We start from the raw sequence: 18,252 nt of genomic DNA, 5'->3' as shown, positions 1-18,252 counted from the left end.
AGACCATCTCGTCTGGTTGGGCCAGTGGGCAAGTGCGTCCCGACGAGCCTCTCCGCCGCCAATGTCGTAGTTTTGAGGCATGCAGGTGAAGCGATGACAGTACACGGCGCATGGAAGCGCGCAGCCAGCGGCGCCGGCCTGCTGGCCGCAGACGGCAGCGTTGCCGCAAGTATTTTCGCGGAAATGAGCGCACTGGCCATGCGTACTGGGGCTATCAACCTCGGGCAGGGGTTTCCCGATGAAGACGGTCCTGCCGAGATTCTCGAGGCCGCTCGCCAAGCCATCTCAGACGGGGTCAACCAGTACCCGCCTGGCCGCGGCTCCCCCGTGCTGCTGTCTGCCATCGCGGCCCACCAGGAACGCTTCTACGGACTGAGCGTCGACCCAGCCACGGAGATCCTCGTGACGGCCGGGGCGACTGAAGCGCTCTCTGCCACGCTGCTCGCGCTCCTCGAACCGGGCGACGAGGTCGTCACGTTCGAGCCGTTCTACGACGCGTACGGCGCACTGATCACGCTCGCCGGTGGCATCCACCGCACCGTTCCGCTGCACGCCCCTGACTTCCTGCCAGACCTCGATGATCTCCGCGCCGTCGTCTCTGATCGCACCCGCATCATCCTGCTCAACAATCCGCACAACCCGACAGGCACCGTCTTTCCGCGGGAGGTCCTCGACGCCATCGTTGAGCTGGCCCACCGGCACGACGCCCTCATTGTCACCGACGAGGTGTACGAGCACCTGACGTTCGGCGTCACTCACATTCCGGTCGCCACGCTGCCCGGAGCCCGAGAACGCACCGTCACCATTTCTTCTGCCGGCAAGACCTTCAACACCACGGGGTGGAAGATCGGCTGGCTGAGCGCTCCCGCCGAGATTGTAACGGCGATACTCGCGGTCAAGCAGTTCCTCACGTACGTGAACGGCGCCCCATTCCAGCCGGCCATCGCCCTCGGCCTTGGCTTGCCAGATAGTTACTTCGCCGGCATCGCCGCCGACCTGCAGCAGAAGCGCGATGTGCTCGCCGCCGGCCTCAGCCGTGCCGGGTTCAACGTGACACTGCCGGGTGGCTCCTACTTCATCGTCGCGGATGCCGCGCCCCTCTGCTATGCAAACGGCGCAGAGTTCTGCCGCGTTCTTCCCGAGCTTGCCGGGGTGGTCGCGGTGCCGATCTCTGCGTTCTGCTCACCAACCCACGCGTCACGGTACGCGTCGCTCGTGCGATTCGCCTATTGCAAGAAGGTCGATGTGCTGGAGCAGGCTGCTGAGCAGCTCACAGCGTTGACAGTCCGAGTGGGCTAGCGCGCGGACAACGCCGCGGCATAGCGGGCGACTGCCCCCGAATACTCCGGCAGGTGCCTGGCGACCCGCTCATTCCAGGTGGGTGGCGTGACAGTCATCCGTCAACGCTCGCGGGGTACAACGCCGAACCGGCGAAGAGCCAGTGCCGGGTTCACGGCGCGCACCGCGCTGATCCGTTCGCCGGAGATCCAGGCGAGTGCCACATCCGTTGTCTCGCCGATGGTCACGAGCTCCACACCCATCGGGTCGACCACCATGCTGTTGCCCGCTCCAACCGGCGGGGCGTGGTCGGCCGCCGCAACGTAGATGGTGTTCTCCAGGGCCCGCGCGGTGACGAGCGTGCGCCAGTGGTGCTCTTTGAGCGGACCCCGCACCCATTCGGCCGGCACCAGCACCAGGTCGGCACCGGCATCGACCAGGCGCCGGGTGACCTCTGGGAAGCGGATGTCGTAACACGTCTGCAAGCCGACAGTCAGGTTGCCGACGGTGAAAGTCTCAGGATCGTCGATTGCGCCGGCCACGACCCAGTCCGATTCACGATCGCCGAAGGCGTCGTAGAGGTGCAGCTTCCGATAGCTGGCAACGAGGTCGCCGGTCGGAGACAGGGCAATGAGGGTGTTGGAGAATCGGTCGGCGTCTGCGACCTGCTCCAGCATGCCGGCAACGACATAGATACCCAGCTCGACAGCCATCTCACGCAACCCGGTGACGAAGGATCCCGTCAAGGGCTGGGCCGCATCGACGAAACCGCGCCCGATCCTGGCCTCGAAATACGACGAGTACTCCGGGAATACGACAAGCGTCGCGCCGCGCGCCGCGGCCAGCGCGGCCAGTGAGTGGATGACGGCGAGGTTCTCTGCTTCGTCGGTGCCAGGTCGGAACTGGGCGACCGCAACGCCGACGGCATCCGCTCGAAGACCGGACACGGGTGACGATGGAGGGGATGCGACCATGCGGCAAGCCTAGTGTTGCGTCCGGTCCAGGATCGGACGTGGCGGGGAGAGCCTCGGGTATTAGATATGGTCTACTTCGGTGCGAGTCAGCACTGGGTAGGCTGCGAATATGGGCCCCTCGAACATTGATGCCCTGAAGGAGCTGGACATGAAGATCCTGGTCGTGGAAGACGATGACCAAATGGGTGCCCTGATCGAACGCGGTCTCACCGCAGAGGGCTACACCGTCGTTCGTGTCTCGACAGGAATGGATGCCCTCATCGCGGCCAGGCACGATGACTTTGCGCTCGCCGCCATCGACGTCATGCTCCCCCAGATGTCCGGCATCGAGATTTGCCGTCGCATCCGTGAAGCCGGGAGCACCATGCCCGTGCTGCTGCTCACCGCGCGCGACACCGTCGAGGACCGGGTACTCGGTCTCGACAGCGGCGCTGATGATTACATGACCAAGCCGTTTGCCTTTGAGGAGCTGAAGGCCAGGGTGCGAGCGCTGCTTCGCCGCCAGGCGATGGGTGCACCGCTGAACGTGGAAATCGGAAACCTCACCCTCGATTCGCGCGACCTCAAAGTTGCCGTCGCTGGACGCTCCGTCTCCGTCAGCCCGAAGGAGTTCTCGCTGCTTCGCCTGCTCGCCAGTCACGCCGGCGTCACCGTTGACCGCGCCACCATTCTCGAGGAGATCTGGGACGGCACAGCCCACATCGACCCGAACATCGTTGACCAATACATCAGCTACCTCCGTCGCAAAATCGATACAGACGCCTCCAGCGTGCGCATCGTCACGGTTCGTGGCACCGGCTATTGCCTGGAGTTGATCGAATGATTCGGCGGCTCGGCCTCTCGATCCGAGCTCGAATCACCATGGGCAGCCTCATCATCGCGATTGTCCTCTTCAGCGTTGCGGGCTTCTTCTTTCGGCTGGAAGTCCAGTCGATCCTGACCGAGACCACCGCGACACTGCTGCGGAATGATGCAGCCCCCATGATCAGCACGCTCATGGAGAACCCGGACGATCCCATTCGTGAGGCTGGTGAAGGCCAGCTCATCGCGGTGCTCGGCCCGGACGGCGTCGTCGTCGAGTCGTCGTTGCCCCGGAAACTCGCCGCAGAGCTGCACACGCTGACAGAGCTCGGCGCACGGCCGGAAAGCATCAGGGCCGGAAATTCGACGTACTGGGTGCTGAAAACGACGGTGCAAACGGATGCCGGAGAGTGGACGATCATCTCGGCCAGGAACCAGGAGGCGCTCGGACTGCTGATGGGAGAGCTCGACCAGGTGCTCATCATCGGCGCCTTCGTGCTGGTCGTCGGATTTGGCATCGCGTCGTGGCTGCTGACAGGAGCGGCCCTGCGACCGGTCAACCGACTGCGGGAAGAGGCGGAGAGCCTCAGCGTGTCAGGGTCGTCGGCCGAACTCCTGGTTCCGGCCGGCAAAGACGAGGTCAGCCAGCTGGCCGGCACCCTCAACGACTTCATTGTTCGGTTGCGGGCATCCGTTGACCGTGAGAAGCAGGTCGTCAACGACGCCAGCCATGAACTGCGCACCCCACTCGCCGTGCTCCGCACCCAACTGGAGCTCGCCCATCTCAATTCCGGCGACGCTGACGCCCTCGAGCAGGACATCGACGACGCGTCGGCCACCGTCACTCGGCTATCGCGCCTGGCCACCAACTTGCTGGAGCTCTCGAAGCTGGAGAGTCAGCAATCGCAGGCAGAAGTGGACTGGGCCGGTCTCGAGAGCGAGATCACGGCATCCGTTGATCGCGCCCGCAGCACGCGAAATGGGCCGGGCGTCGATGTCGACTACGAGATCACCGGCGACGATCCCAACGGCCGCTACGCCCTCTCGCGCACCAACGTCGGACAGCTCGTCGACAACCTCATTTCCAACGCGATAGCGGCCATGGACGGCGGGGGAACCGTCACGGTCAGCCTCGACAGATACGGCGCGGGCGCCAGGCTGCGCGTGGTCGACACCGGTCCAGGCATGCCGGAGGAGTTTCTGCCGCTGGCCTTCGACCGCTTCTCCCGCCCCGACAATTCCCGCTCGAGCGGAACAGGCGGATCAGGGCTGGGGCTCGCGATCGTGCAGGCCATCGTGGAGTACGCGGGCGGCACGGTGAAGCTGCAGAACACGGGCAGCGGCCTGGCCGTGGAGATTCGCCTGCCACGCCGCAGCAATCTGTGAGTGTTCGAAGGCGCTGGACTGGCACCGACCCCAAACGTTAAGACAGCACGTGTAGCGTGACGACGTGGCAGCCCTCCTCCTTCCCCTCGACCCCAACGTTGCCCCGGTCGCGGCACCGGGATCCTCGCGAAGTATCAGGGGAACCGCGTTTGTCATCGGGCTGTTCGCGTTCCTTGTTTCGGCGGCCTGGTCATGGCAGCCCTCATACTGGGGCGACGAAGCTGCCAGCGTGATGTCGGCCGAGCGTCCGCTGCCATCGTTGTTCACGATGCTCGGAAATGTGGATGCCGTCCACGGCTTCTACTACCTGTTCCTGCACGCCTGGATCGACGAATTCGGCGCATCAGAACTCGCGACCAGATTGCCGAGTGCCTTCGCGATCGGCATCGCCGCAGCCGGCGTGTTCGTGCTGACCCGCACCGTACTGACGACCAGGGTCGCCATCATGGCAGGCCTCGTCTTCGCCATCCTCCCGCGGGTCACGTACATGGGTGCAGAAGCGCGTTCAACGGCGCTGGCAACGGCCATCGCCGTGTGGCTGATCGTGCTCCTCGTGCACGCCGTGCGCACCGATCGCAGCACGCGCGGCTCCCGCTGGCTGTGGGGAGCATACGCACTGCTCCTCGCCGTCGGGATCTATGACTTCCTCTACATCGTGCTGTTGCTGCCCGTGCATATTCTCGTCGTCTACCTGTCACGCCGCAGCTGGGCACCACTTGGCAGTTGGGCCCTGGCAACCGCGCTCGGCTGCATTCTCGCGCTGCCGGTCTTCATTTTTGGGTTAGCCCAGCGTGACCAGATCTCGTTCATCGGACGGCGCCCGCAGATCAGCGTTCTCGAGGCGGCCGTCCGGCAGTGGTTCGAGTCTGTGCCGCTGGCGATCATCGCCTGGCTGCTCATCGCCGTCGCAATCTACGCGGTGCTCATCAGGCGACGCAGCACCCGGGTGCCAGGCGCCAGGAGTGTGCTCATCGTTGCGCTGGCCTGGATGATCATCCCGAGTGGAATCCTCCTGGTCGGCACACATCTCGTTGCCCCGATGTACTCGCTGCGGTACCTGTCAATCTGCACTCCGGCTGTCGCCATTGCGATCGCCATGGGCATCGTGGCCATCAAACCGCGTTGGCTGCAGTATGGCGCGCTTGCCCTCGTCGTTGCCGTCACCCTGCCCACCTACATCGGCCAGCGTGGCCCATTCGCGAAAAATGACGGCAGCGACTGGCGCCAGGTGGCGGACGTCCTGCAGGCGAATGCGCATCCGGGCGACGCCATCGTGTTTGATGAGAGTGTGAATCCCTCGCAACGACCTCGACTGGCGATGCACCTGTACCCTGCCGCATTCAGCGGTTTGGTCGATATCACGTTGAACACGAATTTTGCGGACACGAGTTGGATCTGGGACACAACGAATCCGCTCGCTGACGTCACAAGCACGCTCTCAGACACGAACACCGTCTGGGTGCTGCAGAACAGAGGAAGCACGGAGAACACCTCCGAATCCGACGTCAGAATACTTCAAGAGTCTGGTTTCGTCACGACAGACTCGACTACGGTCAACCGCACGATCATCATTGAAATGACAAGGTAGAAACATGCCGAATACCCTGGTTCTCATCCCCACTTACAACGAGCGCGACAATGTCGAGAACATCGTCGGTCGGGTGTTGGAGAGTGTGCCGACGAGCCACGTACTCATCATTGATGACTCGTCACCAGACGGCACCGGCGCGATCGCAGATGCCCTGTCCGCGCGCCACGATCGCGTGCATGTCCTGCACCGCGCGCAGAAGAGCGGGCTGGGTGCCGCCTACCTTGAGGGATTCGCCTGGGCACGCTCCCATGGTTTCGACCTGCTCGTACAGCTGGACGCCGATGGCTCTCACCTGCCAGAGCAACTTCCCCGGCTTCTCGACGCAGCCGAAACCACCGACGTCGTGATGGGCTCTCGCTGGGTACCGGGTGGCGAGGTGCAGAACTGGCCATGGCACCGCCGCGCCCTCTCCAGAGGTGGCTCGACCTACGCCCGCATCATGCTTCGGCTGCCGCAGCGCGACGTGACCGGCGGATACCGCGTCTACAGCGCTGACGCCCTTGAACGCATGAAGCTGTCCAGCGTTGAAAGCCACGGCTATTGCTTCCAGATCGACATGCTCCTGCATGCAGTTCGCGCCGACCTCCGTGTCGTCGAGGTGCCCATCACATTCGTGGAACGTGTGCGTGGCTCGTCGAAGATGAGCGGCGGAATCGTTCTCGAAGCCATGCGTCGCGTCACCGTCTGGGGACTCACCGGCAAGGGCGCGAACCACCGGCCAGAAGCGCAGAACGAGATTGCCGCGTCGCCCGCTGGAGTCTGACGCCAGACGAGGCCCGGCTGGGCGACGCGTACACCGACGGCTTCACGATCGACGGAAGACGTCGAAGAGCACCCGCAGGATCAGCACTGACGACACCACGATCAGCAGATAGGCGAAGAGCTGGTAGAGGCTGAGATCAGGAGCCAGCGTCGGCCCCCCGCCGTTGATCAGCAGGATCGTCGCCATGAATCCGATGATGGCGCCGAGGAACGCCACCATCACCTGCTGCACCAATCCGGTGATGAACCGGCGATCCCGCTCATCCGCCAGGATGCGAGTGTTGACGGTCAGTCGACCTTCCTCGACAGACGTGGCGATCTGATCGATACTCCTGGGCAGGCGCTTCAGGATCGGCAACAGCACGAGTGCTTCGTCAACAGCAGCATTCGCCACGTGGGACGGTTGAAGCGATGACCGAAGCTGATCCCGGCCGAATTCACGGGCCTTGCCGACCACGTCAAAGCCAGGCTCCAGCACGTTGACCGTGCCCTGCGCCTCGGCAAAAGCGCGTACCGCGGTCCCTAACTCGCCTGGAAGCGCCAGCGAGTAGGCGCCCATGAGTTCGACGATCCGGTTGAACAGCCCGACATCGACGGTGGCTCCAGCCCCGAAATGTGCGGCAATGAAGCTGGAAAGCACTCGACGCAGCTCTGGCTCATCGAGCGAGTCAGGACGCACCACCATGCTGAATAGGGCGTCGACCATCTGTTGCGAGTTACCCCGGTTGAACCCAAGGACCAGGGCTCTGAGCGACGCGCGGAGTTCGGAATCCATCCGTCCCACCGAGCCGAAGTCGACAAGCGCCAGGTTTCCGTCTGGGAGGACCAGAACGTTCCCAGGGTGGAGATCAGCATGGAATACCCCGTCGACGATAATCTGCCGAAGCAATGACCGATAGAGCACGAGGGCGTCGCGGCTGCGCGCCGCTGGCTCCAATCCGGCCACAGTCGCGGAGTCGCTCAGCCCGCGGCCATCGATCAAGTCCATGGTCAACACCCGTCGCGTGCTCAGCGCGGTGTACAAATGAGGCACGACCATCCGTTCGGATTCCGGATGACTGCCCAGTGCGGTGCTGAGTGCAGCCAGGTTGCCGGCCTCAACTCGGTAGTCCAGTTCTTCTCGCAAGGAATCGACGAAGCTCTGGGCCATGTCGACGATCCGAAGTGAGCTGGCCGCCCCAGAGGTGCTCTCGAACACCTTGGCGAGTCGGACGGTGATGTCGAGGTCCAGCGACACGCTGGGTTCGATTCCTGGACGCTGCACTTTTACCGCCACGGCCTCCCCCGACACCAGTCGTGCACGGTGAACCTGCCCGATGGATGCTGCGGCCAGCGGTGTCGGCTCGAAGTCGGCGAAGAGATCGTCAACCGTTGCCCCCAGCTCTCTTTCCAACTGGTCCTTCACGGCCTCCCACGCCGCGGGGGGTACATCTTGTTGGAGCAGTGAGAGCTCAGCGATGTACTCAGCGGACACCAGGTCGGGTCGCGTTGAGAGCACCTGCCCAAGCTTCACAAAGGTGACGCCGGCTTCCTCCAGGGCGAGCCGGAGCGCCCGCGCCTGTGAGCGACGCTGCGCCGGGTTGTCGGGTGCAGCATTCTTCTTCTTTTTCCGGGAGCCAGGCGCGAGCAAACCATGCTTGACCGCGATTCTGGTGATCTCCGAATAACGTCGCGCCCTGGCCCGCTGGGCGCGGAACTCCGAACCCCACGCCGACATCGGCGGCAGACTGCCCTGCGGCACGATGATCTCGGCGATCACCAGGAACAGCATCGCCGTGATGAGCACAATCCCGATCTGAATCGGCGCGAAAGCGAGGACGTATTCCAGTTGCGTCCAGACGAACCGTGCCTCGAACGCGACCTCTGCGGCGAGCGCAACCAGGCCGGCGAGAACGATTCGAATGCCGCCCACCTGCACGCCAACCAGGCGGCGCACCACCACGACGACGAGGAACATGACCAGCAAAGTGGCAGCAACACCGACGGTGAAGCTGAACAGGACGCTGCGGGCATCCATGATGGGCGTCTACAGAACTTGTTTGCCTACGCGGCGCCCGTGGGTGGAGTAGCATCTGGCGGCGTTGTCCCTGGTTGCACACCGGGTGCGCGACCCGTGCCCCTGCCCGCATCGTGAGCGGCATCCCGCGCCGCATCACGCTGCGCGTCGCGCGCGGCATCCCTGGAGACATCCCTGGCGACATCGCGTTCCTCGTCTCGGCTGACGAGGCCTTCCACATCGCTCTGCAGCTGCTTTTCCAGCGCGCCGATCCGGGTCGGGGTCCAGTCGTTCACGACCTTCGCGACGGCCACGACCAGGAACAGTTGGCCAATGACGACCTCTGCGATTGTGAGGCTTTGGGCCAGGGCCGTCACAGGCCCGAGCTCACTCTTGCCGATGGTCGTAATCGTGGTGAACGAGTAGAACAGCTGCGCAGAGAGGGATTCCGATCCTTTGGTGCCGAACGACTTCCCCGGATCGATCAGACCGATGAGGTTGAACGCGAACGTGAAGAACATGGCGATCAGCAGGTACGCCGAGATCGACGCGAGCAGGGTCTGGATGTCGACCTTTGAGCGTCGCAATTGATGTTGGATGATCACAATTGGCGTCAGCAGGTAGAACGCCGCGGACAACGCCGACAACGCGATATCCAGCCAGGTGCGTTCAATGCTTTCTGCCCAGTTGAGCCACACTGACGCGATGACCAGCACGAGCGAGATCGCGATGATCACGTCGATGGTTCGGATGAACGCAACGTGGACTTCCGCGACGCGGAAGATCACGACGACACTCACGAGTTGCAGGATGAGGGCCAAGGGGCTTGGGCGGCCGCTCTCCTGCAGCGCCGACACGATGTATGACACGGTGATCAGGATCAACACGATCAAGTAGCCCGTATCGACGAGGGTGAATGGCCGTGGCGTCTTGGCGCCGACCTCTCCGGCTGACGGGCCGATTCGCCCTGTCGTGCCATTACCCGGCTGGCTTTCCGAGTTCGCTTTCATCGTTCCCGCCCTTCCCCAAGAAGCACTCACGCGCATTCATTGTCCCCGGATTCGAGCCAGGAGAGGAAAAAGCCTTCTCGCGTCTTGCTTCGCGATTCCGGACCGGCGCACAATTCGAGTTCTGGTCAGCGTGACCCTATGTCTGGCTACACGTTCTACTCCCGAGCACGTGTACTCGAGAGACAGCCCATGCCAGCACAATACGCCGCACTGGGGAATTCGACAGATATCTCTGCGTTGGCTAACTCTGCGTTGGCGCGACAGCCGCGCTGATGTCGAAGCATCTGGAGCAGCCCTCTGCGTTCAACTGCGGGAGAAACAAAAAAGTCCCGGCCTCTGGGAGACCGGGACTTTTCTTCTTGTTGCGGGGACAGGATTTGAACCTGCGACCTCTGGGTTATGAGCCCAGCGAGCTACCGAACTGCTCCACCCCGCGCCACTTCTTCAATACTAGCCCACGATCGGGGTACACGATTACCACTCGGGGACTCGAACAGGCCGCGCCATCCAGGTGCTCGGCTCGGCAAGGGGTTCAAAGCCGAACTTCTCGTACAGGCCGTGGGCATCTTGCGTCGCCAGTGCGACCCGCCTCAGATTCAGTTCGTCGAGCACAAGGCAGACATTCTGGATGAGCGCGACACCAACGCCCTGCCCGCGCACCTCATCATCGACGAAGACGTCACAGAGCCACGCGAACGTCACAGAGTCTGTCACGACCCTGGCATAGGCCACCTGGCGCCCGCTCGCTGCGTCGAACATGCCGAAGTTCCGGGATGCGTCGATCGCCGCATCCTGAAGGGCACGTGTGCGCCCTTTCGCCCAGTCCGCCTGTGTGCTCAACCACGCGTGGATCTGCTCTCGGTCCATGTCCTCGACGAGGGATGAGAACCGGTATCTGTCTGCCGTCATGTGTCCATCAAACCGAACACGTCGACGCCACACAACTCACGTCACACCGGGCCGCGTCGCCCGAGAGAGTGCGCGCCGGCTTCGGTTACACGTTTCGTGGCCGGAGTCAGGCTCCGGTTCGTGTGGCGTGGCGTCGTGCTCAACCCCAAACGACTCATGGTCGATACATAGGATTCCCCAAGCGAATCCGCGCGCAGCCAGAGCAAGGTTGTCGAGTGACACCACGTCCCCGATTGCGAGAGGTCTCCATGAGCCGCATCCCTGAACCAGTCTCCACGCCTGATGGCCCAGCCTACGAAGGACGCCTGCTTGATCGGGCAGATGAAGAGGTCGTCGATCAGGGTGTCGCCTTCGACATCCGCACACTCATCACCCGGCGGAACGTGCTCAGCCTCATCGGACTCGGTGCCGGTGCCGTCGCTCTTGCCGCCTGCTCCACCGATTCCTCGGGCGCCGCCTCAAGCGCCGCAGCGTCGACGTCGACGGGCGAGATCCCTGACGAGACCGCTGGCCCGTACCCGGGTGACGGATCCAATGGGGCCGACGTACTCGACCAGTCGGGCATCGTGCGGAGCGACATCCGCTCAAGCCTTGATGGCGGGTTGACGGCCACTGGTGTTCCCATGGCCCTGACGCTCACCATTCTCGACATGGCGAACAACGACGCGCCGTTCAAGGATGTTGCGGTCTACGTGTGGCACTGCGATGCCGCCGGTGGGTACTCGATGTACTCGGAGGGAATTGAGAACGAGACGTACCTGCGCGGCGTACAGGTCGCCGACAGCAACGGCACGGTGAGCTATACCTCGATCTTCCCGGCCTGCTACACGGGTCGCTGGCCACACGTCCATTTCGAGGTCTACCCGAACGTGGACTCAATAACGGATGCCGCGAACGCCATTGCGACGTCCCAGGTCGCGCTCCCCCACGATGTCAGCACGGCCGTTTACGCGCTTGACGGGTATGCCGGATCCGCCGCCAACCTGGCCCAGGTGTCCTTGGACAGCGACAACGTGTTTGGCGATGATGGCGGTGCCTCGCAGCTCGCAGCGGTGACCGGCGATGTCACGTCCGGCTACACCGTCGCGCTCACCGTGCGGGTCGACACGACCACGGCACCGACTGCAGGGGCCGCACCTGGCGGTGGCGGTTCGGGTGGTGGTGGCACCCCGCCGAACGGCGCTGGCGGAACCCCACCTGACGGTGGCAGCGGCCCTGGTGGAACCCCACCTGACGGCGGCACCGGCCCCGTTGGAGGAACGCCCCCGACGGGCACTCCCCCGACGGGCGCGCCCTCGCGCTAGCGGCTAGCTGCTCGGCCAGACAGGTCTCGAGACACTCGCTGGCGCTCGCTCCTCGACCAACGGGGGGGATGCGACGGTGACGGCGCCCGGTGCGGCGAGTCGCGCCCGCTATAGCGGGCGCGGTGAGCCACAACGGGCGCGACGACGTCACCAAGCGTGAGACGACAAGCCCAGCGCGCCGGGACAGGCACGGCACCCGGACATGCAAAAGGCCCGGAATCACGGGGATTCCGGGCCTTGCGTGTTGAACACAACGTTGCGGGGACAGGATTTGAACCTGCGACCTCTGGGTTATGAGCCCAGCGAGCTACCGAACTGCTCCACCCCGCGTTACAAGTACTAATTTACCACAGCTTGGCAGTGCTCCTGACCACGGGACGCCAAATCACGCCACGGGCGGACGCCAAATCACGGCACGGGCGGATGCCAAATCACGCCACCGGGCGGGCGCCAACGACGCCACACCACGACACTGCCAAACGACGACGCCCGGCAGCGCGAGGCTCTCACCTCGCCCTGCCGGGCGTCTATTCGTTCAGCTGCCGGCTACTGGCCGAGCAGGTTCTGCATGCTGGAGATGATCTGGCTCAGCTTGGCGTCTGCGACACCGAACGCGGCGAGGTCGCCTGCTGCGAGTGCAGCCTGCTTGTCGCTCATGGCCTGCTTGGCATCCTGGAGCAGCGCCTTCAGCTGGGCATCCGTTGCTGCGTTACCAGTTTCGGTGCTCGGCGTCGACGTGTCTGGGGTGGTCGGCGCCGTGGTGTCCGTCGGCGGCACAGAGGTGTCACCGGCCGAGGCCCCTGAGTCGCCACCGAACAGCACGTCGAGTGCCTTGTCGAGGGTGTCTTCGAACGCGATCTGGTCACCGAACGCGACGAGCACCTTCTGCAGCAGCGGGTATCCGCTGCTGCCGGTCGACTGCACGTACACCGGCTGCACGTAGAGGAGTCCGCCACCGACGGGCAAGGTCAACAGGTTTCCGTTGATGACCTTCGACTGGCCCTGCTTCAGCAGGTTGAGCTGCTGGGACACGGTCGGGTCACCGTTGAACTTGGCCTGCACCTGGCCGGGGCCTGGCACGGTGTCGTCCTTCGGCAGCGTGAGCAGCCGGAGCTTGCCATAACCGGCGGTCCGTTTGCCGTCTGTGGAGCCGGCATCCGAGTCAACCGCCATGTATCCGGTCAACACGTTGCGGCTCGAGGTACCAGAGGCGTTCGGGATGTACGTGGTGTACAGCGAGTACGTCGGCGCGTCCTGCCCGGGCATCTGCATCGTCAGGTAGTACGGCGGCTGCAGTGTGGGCTCTGTGGCGGACGATACCGGGTCATCCGGCGTGATCCAGGCGTCGTCCTGTGAGTAGAACGAGCCGGCATCCGTCACGTGGTACTTGCCGAGCACCGCGCGCTGCACCTTGAACATGTCCGCCGGGTACCGCACGTGGCTCATGAGCGCGCCGCTCATGTCGCTCATGGGCTTGACCGTTGCGGGGAAGATCTTCTCCCACGTGTTCAACAGCGGGTCTTCCGTGTCCCAGGCGTAGAGCGTCACGGAACCGTCATAGGCGTCAACGGTGGCCTTGACCGAGTTGCGCATGTAGTTGATGTCATCGATCGCGTACGGCTGCGGCGGCGTCTGGGAGTCGGCAATCGAGTCAGACAGGCTCACCGGTGTTGAGTACGGGTAGCTTGTCGACGTCGTGTAGCCATCGACGATCCACTTGAGACGGCCATCGACAACCGACGGGTACGTCTCAGAGTCGAGCGTGAGGTACGGCGCAACCTTCTGCACGCGGTCGATCGGGTCGCGGTCGTAGAGGATCTGGGAGTCGTCGTTGACGGAATCGGACAGGAAGATCTGCTCTGACTGGAACTTGAGCGCATAGATGAGCTTCTTGAACGAGTTGTCAAGCTTGGGCCCGCCATCGCCCTCAAACGTGGTGTACGTCTGCTGGGCGCCCTCTGTGCCTGACGGGTAGTCGAGCTCGACAGGCTTGCTGCCCTTCGGGGCACCAACGATGGAGTACGTCGGTGACGTCTCACCGAAGTACACGCGCGGCTGGTACTCCCCCAGGTCACCCGTCGTCGGGATGCCGGACTCGAAGAAGACCGGCTGGCCGTCTGCGGAGCGCTGGTTGCCGTAGGCGGCGACAACGCCGTAACCGTGGGTGTAGACGATGGTGTTGTTGACCCAGGTGTTACCGGAGCCCAGTCCATCGAGGTTCAGGTCACGCACCGCGACGACGGCGTCCTGCGACTTGCCACCGATCATGTAGCGGTCGACGTCGAGGTCCTTCGGGAACTGGTAGTACTGCTTGAACTGCTCAAGCTGGGCGAACGCCGGGCTGACCACTGCCGGGTCGATGATGCGAATGTTCGCGGTGGTTTCGGCGTCGGTGCGAAGAGCGCCAGGTTCGGCAGTCGTCGTCGCGTTGTAGGCGATTTCCTCGATGCCGGCGACGCCATAGGCATCACGGGTCATATCGATATTGCGTTGGATGTATGGCTGCTCAAGCGTCTTGGCGCTCGGGTCAACCTGGAAGCGCTGTACAACCCACGGGTAGAGCGAACCGATCAGGAGGCTCGAGACGATGAGGAGAACCGTGCCAATGATCGGCAGGCGCCAACGTCCGATGAAGGCGGTGACCAGGAACAGTATGGCGACAACCGCCGCGATACCGGCAAGGATCGCGCGGCCGGGGATCGTCGCATTCACGTCGGTGTAGCCGGCACCCGTGATGAGGCCATTGGAGTCGGTGAGTGTCGAGTACTGGTCGAGCCAGATGCTCACGGCCTGCAGGAGCAGGTAGACGGCCGCCGTGACGGCGATCTGCACCCTGGCGGACTTGGAGATCAGCACCTCGCGGCCGCTCACGCGGATCGCGCCGTACAGGTAGCTCGTCGCGATGGCGACGAGTGCAGAGATGATGACAACAGCCGACGCGAAGGCCAGCACTGCGTGATAGAACGGCAGGTCGAACAGGTAGAACGACAGATCCATGTTGAACTGCGGGTCGGTGGTTCCCACCTCTGTGCGGTTGACCCACATGAGGCTGGTCTCCCAGCGGCTCGACGCGGCGACACCGGCGAAGAGGCCGAGCAGCGCAGGGATGCCATACATGGCGAGCCTGCGAAGCGGCTCGATGACCTGCTGGTAGCGGTCAACCTGCGAGTTGAGCTTGGCGTACATGGGCCGTAGGCGATACGCGAGCAGGATGCTCACCCACACCGGGATCGCCATGGCGAAGAAGCCGATCAGGAACAATGAGATTCCCGCGACCCACTGGGTGGTGAGGACGCTCAGGAATCCCAACTGGTCGAACCAGAGGATGTCGGCATATAAGCCGGCGAAGACAAAGAAAAGCACCACCAACGCCGCAATGATCGCCACGGTTATGGCGAGTGGTGCTCTACTTCGGTGTGGTGCACTGGCAGCTGCTGCTGATGTCACGAATTGGCCTCTTGCTCGATTAGATCAGGGTCAGACCCCAATCCTAGAGTGAGCTACCTGAGAGAATTCAGATGATTCCCTCGGCATATCGCGAAAGCGGCGCGGCTGCTGCCCTGCGTCGAGTCAGCCGACCGGGCAGGTGGGCAGCGCGCTCGTGTCTCCGCCGGTGCTGATCGCGTCAAGAGCGGCCAGCGAATCGTCGAGAGTCGCGACTGCAAACACCGTCAACCCGTCTGGAATGTGCCCTGTGACCTCGTTGCAGTTGTCGACAGGGGCCAGGAACCAGTCAGTGCCGGCGTTCTGCGCGCCATACATCTTCTGACGGATGCCGCCGATCGGGCCAACGGTGCCCGTCGCGTCGATGGTGCCGGTTCCGGCGACGTCTTCGCCGCCCTGCAGCAGGCCAGGGGTGAGCTTGTCGATAATCCCGAGGGCGAACATCATGCCGGCGCTCGGGCCGCCGACGGAGTCAAGCTGGATGGTGACATCGAACGGGAAATCATAGGTGGTCGAAACGTTGATTCCGGCAACCACCGAGCCGTCGATATCGACGGGGGTGACCTCAACGGTCGACGCCGTGCCATCACGGATTATGCCGATCGCCGCCGGATTTCCCGCACCGCTCTCTGCCAGTGCCGCGCGCAGGGCATCGACGCTGGCGACGGCAACTTCATTCACCGACACGATCTGGTCGTCGGCCTGCAGGATGTCTTTGGCCGGCGAGTTGTCTGGCAGCGATGCCACCGTCACGAAGGTGGGGAAGGTGTAGCCGAGGTTGGTCAGCGCCGCAGCGATGGCATCCTGCTGGGAGTCGACCATCGCAACCTGGTTCTGCTGCTCTCGCTGTTCCGTCGATACATTCGGCGGGAACGCGTCGTCGATGGGGATCACAGCTTCACTGGGTGACAGCCAGGCGTTGAGAATGTTCAGCCAGCTGGGCCGGGACTCAGGGTTGCCGAGCAGCGAGACGGTGAGCAAGTCGAGACTGCCCTCCGTTGGGTACACGGTCTGGTCGGGTATTGAGATGAGGGGAATCTCTTCGCCGTCGTGGTCGGTGGTACCCAGGGTGTTGAACACAGGGCCCGGCTTCTCGATCACATATGGTGCCGGCATCAGCGCGAGGATGAGCGCGATCACCAGTGATGCGCCGAGCACAATCCACCCGACGCGCTGCCCCGTCGTGCGCTGTCGTGAAGGTGTCACAGGTCCATCGTCAAAGAGTGCCATTGCGATCCTTCGTAAGTTCTGCTCAGTGTTCGCGGCGGGCGGACACCAGAGCATCCCAGCCTAGGTCATTTCCCAGTCCCGGCGGCCTATGTCGCACTAGCGTAGAAGTAAGCAACTGAGAGGTGCCTGAAGTGGCCGACGACTCGCTATCCAATGAAGACAAAAACCCCGACGACGAATTCCAGGACATGCTGCGCGACATTCTGTCCGGCAACTCGTCGATTGATCCCGGCCAGCTTGCCGGCGCCGCAGGGCTGCCGAATGACCCGGCCAGCGTCGCTGCGCTGATGGGTCAGCTGCAGAACGCCCTCCGGGGCGGCGGCACAGGGGAGATCAACTGGGACATCGCTCTGAAGCAAGGGCAGGACAACGCTGCAGCAAGCCAGGTGCCAACGACAGACGAACAACGCGCCCAGCTCGAGCAGGCATTCCACATCGCGGCTCTGTGGCTCGACGACGTCATCTCCGTGGCGGAATTGACCGTGAGCCCGCGCCTGATGACCCGCAAGGAATGGGTCACGGCGACTCTTCCGGTCTGGTCGCAGTTGGCAGAGCCCGTCGCCACCAGCATCTCCAACTCATTGACGACCGTGCTCACCGAGCAGGCGCCTGAAGAGCTCAAGGGCATGCTGGCCAACGCCAGCCAGGTGATGCGCAGCCTCGGCGGCACCCTGTTCGCCATGCAGCTTGGCCAGGTTGTCGGCCAGCTCGCCAGTGAAGTGGTCTCCGGCGGCGACATCGGCATTCCGCTCCTCGACGACCAGCAGGCAGCACTACTCCCCCAGAACGTTGCCGAGTTCGGCGAGGGCCTCGACATCCCTGCAGACCAGGTTCAGATCTACCTGGCCGTTCGAGAGCTCGCGCACGCCCGACTGTTCCGGCACTCTCGCTGGCTGCGCCTGCACCTGATCAGTTCCATCACCGACTTCGCCCGCGGAATCCGGATCGACACCGATCGCCTGGAGAACCTTGCAGAAGGCTTCGACCCGTCCAACCCGGAGGAGCTCCGCCAGGCCATGGTCGACGGCACGCTGATCCCACCGAAGAGCGAGGCGCAGTCCGCTGCCCTCGGCCGCCTGGAGACCATGCTTGCCCTCGTCGAAGGCTGGGTCGATGTGGTGACGGCAGAGGCGACAGCTCGACTGCCCAAGGCGGATGCCATCGCCGAAATGGTGAGGCGCCGTCGGGCGGCTGGCGGTCCGGCGGAGTCCGCATTCGCCACCCTCGTCGGGCTTGAACTGCGCCCGCGCCGACTGCGCGAGGCGGCCAGCATGTGGCAGGCCGTGACGGATGCCGTTGGCAATGAGGCACGTGACGACCTGTGGGCACACCCCGACATCCTGCCGACAGCGCAAGATCTGGACGACCCCGCAGCACTCATCGCCCGCCTGACCACGACCGCGTCGGGCGCTGAACCGGTGCGCGACGAGATCGACCAGGCGCTGGAAGACCTGTTGCGCGACGACGGCACAGAGCGCCCGCACGAGGAGTAACTCACAGGTGGCGCCGCTAATCGGCGCCGGCTGTGGAGAGATTGCACGCGATGATGCCCCTGTGCGGCATCATC

Annotated in this window: 13 protein-coding genes and 2 tRNA genes; 7 read left to right on the top strand and 8 right to left on the bottom strand. The window is 63.7% G+C overall.

The window, feature by feature from the left end; all coding sequences use genetic code 11:
- Window positions 1-93 precede the first annotated feature (93 nt).
- On the top strand, window positions 94-1,299 hold the full coding sequence (locus AC25Y4_RS01505) for an aminotransferase class I/II-fold pyridoxal phosphate-dependent enzyme (protein ID WP_488118598.1): 1,206 nt from the start codon (window positions 94-96) through the stop codon (window positions 1,297-1,299).
- Between the two features lie 101 nt (window positions 1,300-1,400).
- Here AC25Y4_RS01505 and AC25Y4_RS01500 read toward each other — a convergent pair whose 3' ends face one another.
- Window positions 1,401-2,252, bottom strand: coding sequence for a carbon-nitrogen hydrolase family protein (locus AC25Y4_RS01500; RefSeq protein ID WP_488118597.1), 852 nt, complete (start codon window positions 2,250-2,252; stop codon window positions 1,401-1,403).
- A 109-nt stretch (window positions 2,253-2,361) separates the two neighbouring features.
- On the opposite strand from AC25Y4_RS01500, the gene AC25Y4_RS01495 reads away from it, so the two are divergent.
- The 4 genes from AC25Y4_RS01495 to AC25Y4_RS01480 all read left to right on the top strand — a co-directional run bounded on the left by AC25Y4_RS01495 (window position 2,362) and on the right by AC25Y4_RS01480 (window position 6,793).
- Window positions 2,362-3,075, top strand: coding sequence for a response regulator transcription factor (locus AC25Y4_RS01495; protein ID WP_488118596.1), 714 nt, complete (start codon window positions 2,362-2,364; stop codon window positions 3,073-3,075).
- A 38-nt stretch (window positions 3,076-3,113) separates the two neighbouring features.
- On the top strand, window positions 3,114-4,439 hold the full coding sequence (locus tag AC25Y4_RS01490; RefSeq protein ID WP_488118595.1) for a sensor histidine kinase: 1,326 nt from the start codon (window positions 3,114-3,116) through the stop codon (window positions 4,437-4,439).
- Between the two features lie 64 nt (window positions 4,440-4,503).
- Window positions 4,504-6,027, top strand: a complete 1,524-nt coding sequence (locus tag AC25Y4_RS01485) for a glycosyltransferase family 39 protein (RefSeq protein ID WP_488118594.1) — start codon at window positions 4,504-4,506, stop codon at window positions 6,025-6,027.
- A 4-nt stretch (window positions 6,028-6,031) separates the two neighbouring features.
- Window positions 6,032-6,793 carry a polyprenol monophosphomannose synthase gene (locus tag AC25Y4_RS01480; protein ID WP_488118593.1) on the top strand — a complete coding sequence of 254 codons (762 nt, stop codon included), beginning with the start codon at window positions 6,032-6,034 and terminating at the stop codon, window positions 6,791-6,793.
- A gap of 42 nt (window positions 6,794-6,835) precedes the next feature.
- Here the strand turns inward: AC25Y4_RS01480 and AC25Y4_RS01475 are convergent, their stop codons facing one another.
- The 4 genes from AC25Y4_RS01475 to AC25Y4_RS01460 form a co-directional block, all read right to left on the bottom strand.
- Entirely contained in the window at window positions 6,836-8,809 is a 1,974-nt protein-coding gene (locus tag AC25Y4_RS01475; protein ID WP_488118592.1) for an ABC1 kinase family protein, read from the bottom strand.
- A gap of 26 nt (window positions 8,810-8,835) precedes the next feature.
- The gene (locus tag AC25Y4_RS01470) at window positions 8,836-9,798 is read right to left on the bottom strand and encodes an ion channel (protein WP_488118591.1); all 963 of its coding nucleotides are present in this window, start codon (window positions 9,796-9,798) and stop codon (window positions 8,836-8,838) included.
- A 362-nt stretch (window positions 9,799-10,160) separates the two neighbouring features.
- Window positions 10,161-10,234, bottom strand: a tRNA-Met gene (locus AC25Y4_RS01465).
- Between the two features lie 38 nt (window positions 10,235-10,272).
- A complete protein-coding gene (locus AC25Y4_RS01460; RefSeq protein ID WP_488118590.1) occupies window positions 10,273-10,707 on the bottom strand; it encodes a GNAT family N-acetyltransferase in 435 nt (144 codons plus the stop codon).
- 248 nt (window positions 10,708-10,955) lie between these two features.
- Here AC25Y4_RS01460 and AC25Y4_RS01455 point away from each other — a divergent pair, with 248 nt between their 5' ends.
- Window positions 10,956-12,011, top strand: a complete 1,056-nt coding sequence (locus AC25Y4_RS01455) for an intradiol ring-cleavage dioxygenase (protein ID WP_488119508.1) — start codon at window positions 10,956-10,958, stop codon at window positions 12,009-12,011.
- Between the two features lie 256 nt (window positions 12,012-12,267).
- On the opposite strand, the gene AC25Y4_RS01450 is transcribed toward AC25Y4_RS01455, so the two are convergent.
- The 3 genes from AC25Y4_RS01450 to AC25Y4_RS01440 all read right to left on the bottom strand — a co-directional run bounded on the left by AC25Y4_RS01450 (window position 12,268) and on the right by AC25Y4_RS01440 (window position 16,685).
- Window positions 12,268-12,341, bottom strand: a tRNA-Met gene (locus AC25Y4_RS01450).
- 216 nt (window positions 12,342-12,557) lie between these two features.
- Complete coding sequence (locus AC25Y4_RS01445; protein WP_488118589.1) at window positions 12,558-15,458, bottom strand: UPF0182 family membrane protein; 2,901 nt, start codon at window positions 15,456-15,458, stop codon at window positions 12,558-12,560.
- 123 nt (window positions 15,459-15,581) lie between these two features.
- Window positions 15,582-16,685 (bottom strand): YlbL family protein, encoded by a 1,104-nt coding sequence (locus AC25Y4_RS01440; protein WP_488118588.1) that lies wholly within the window; start codon window positions 16,683-16,685, stop codon window positions 15,582-15,584.
- Window positions 16,686-16,816: 131 nt separating this feature from the next.
- Here AC25Y4_RS01440 and AC25Y4_RS01435 point away from each other — a divergent pair, with 131 nt between their 5' ends.
- Window positions 16,817-18,178 carry a zinc-dependent metalloprotease gene (locus AC25Y4_RS01435; protein ID WP_488118587.1) on the top strand — a complete coding sequence of 454 codons (1,362 nt, stop codon included), beginning with the start codon at window positions 16,817-16,819 and terminating at the stop codon, window positions 18,176-18,178.
- Window positions 18,179-18,252 lie beyond the last annotated feature (74 nt).

It is taken from the genome of Leifsonia sp. Y878 (assembly GCF_057669685.1).
The sequence above is the reverse complement of the archived record's forward strand: the minus strand, read 5'-3'. Positions and strand labels throughout refer to the sequence as shown.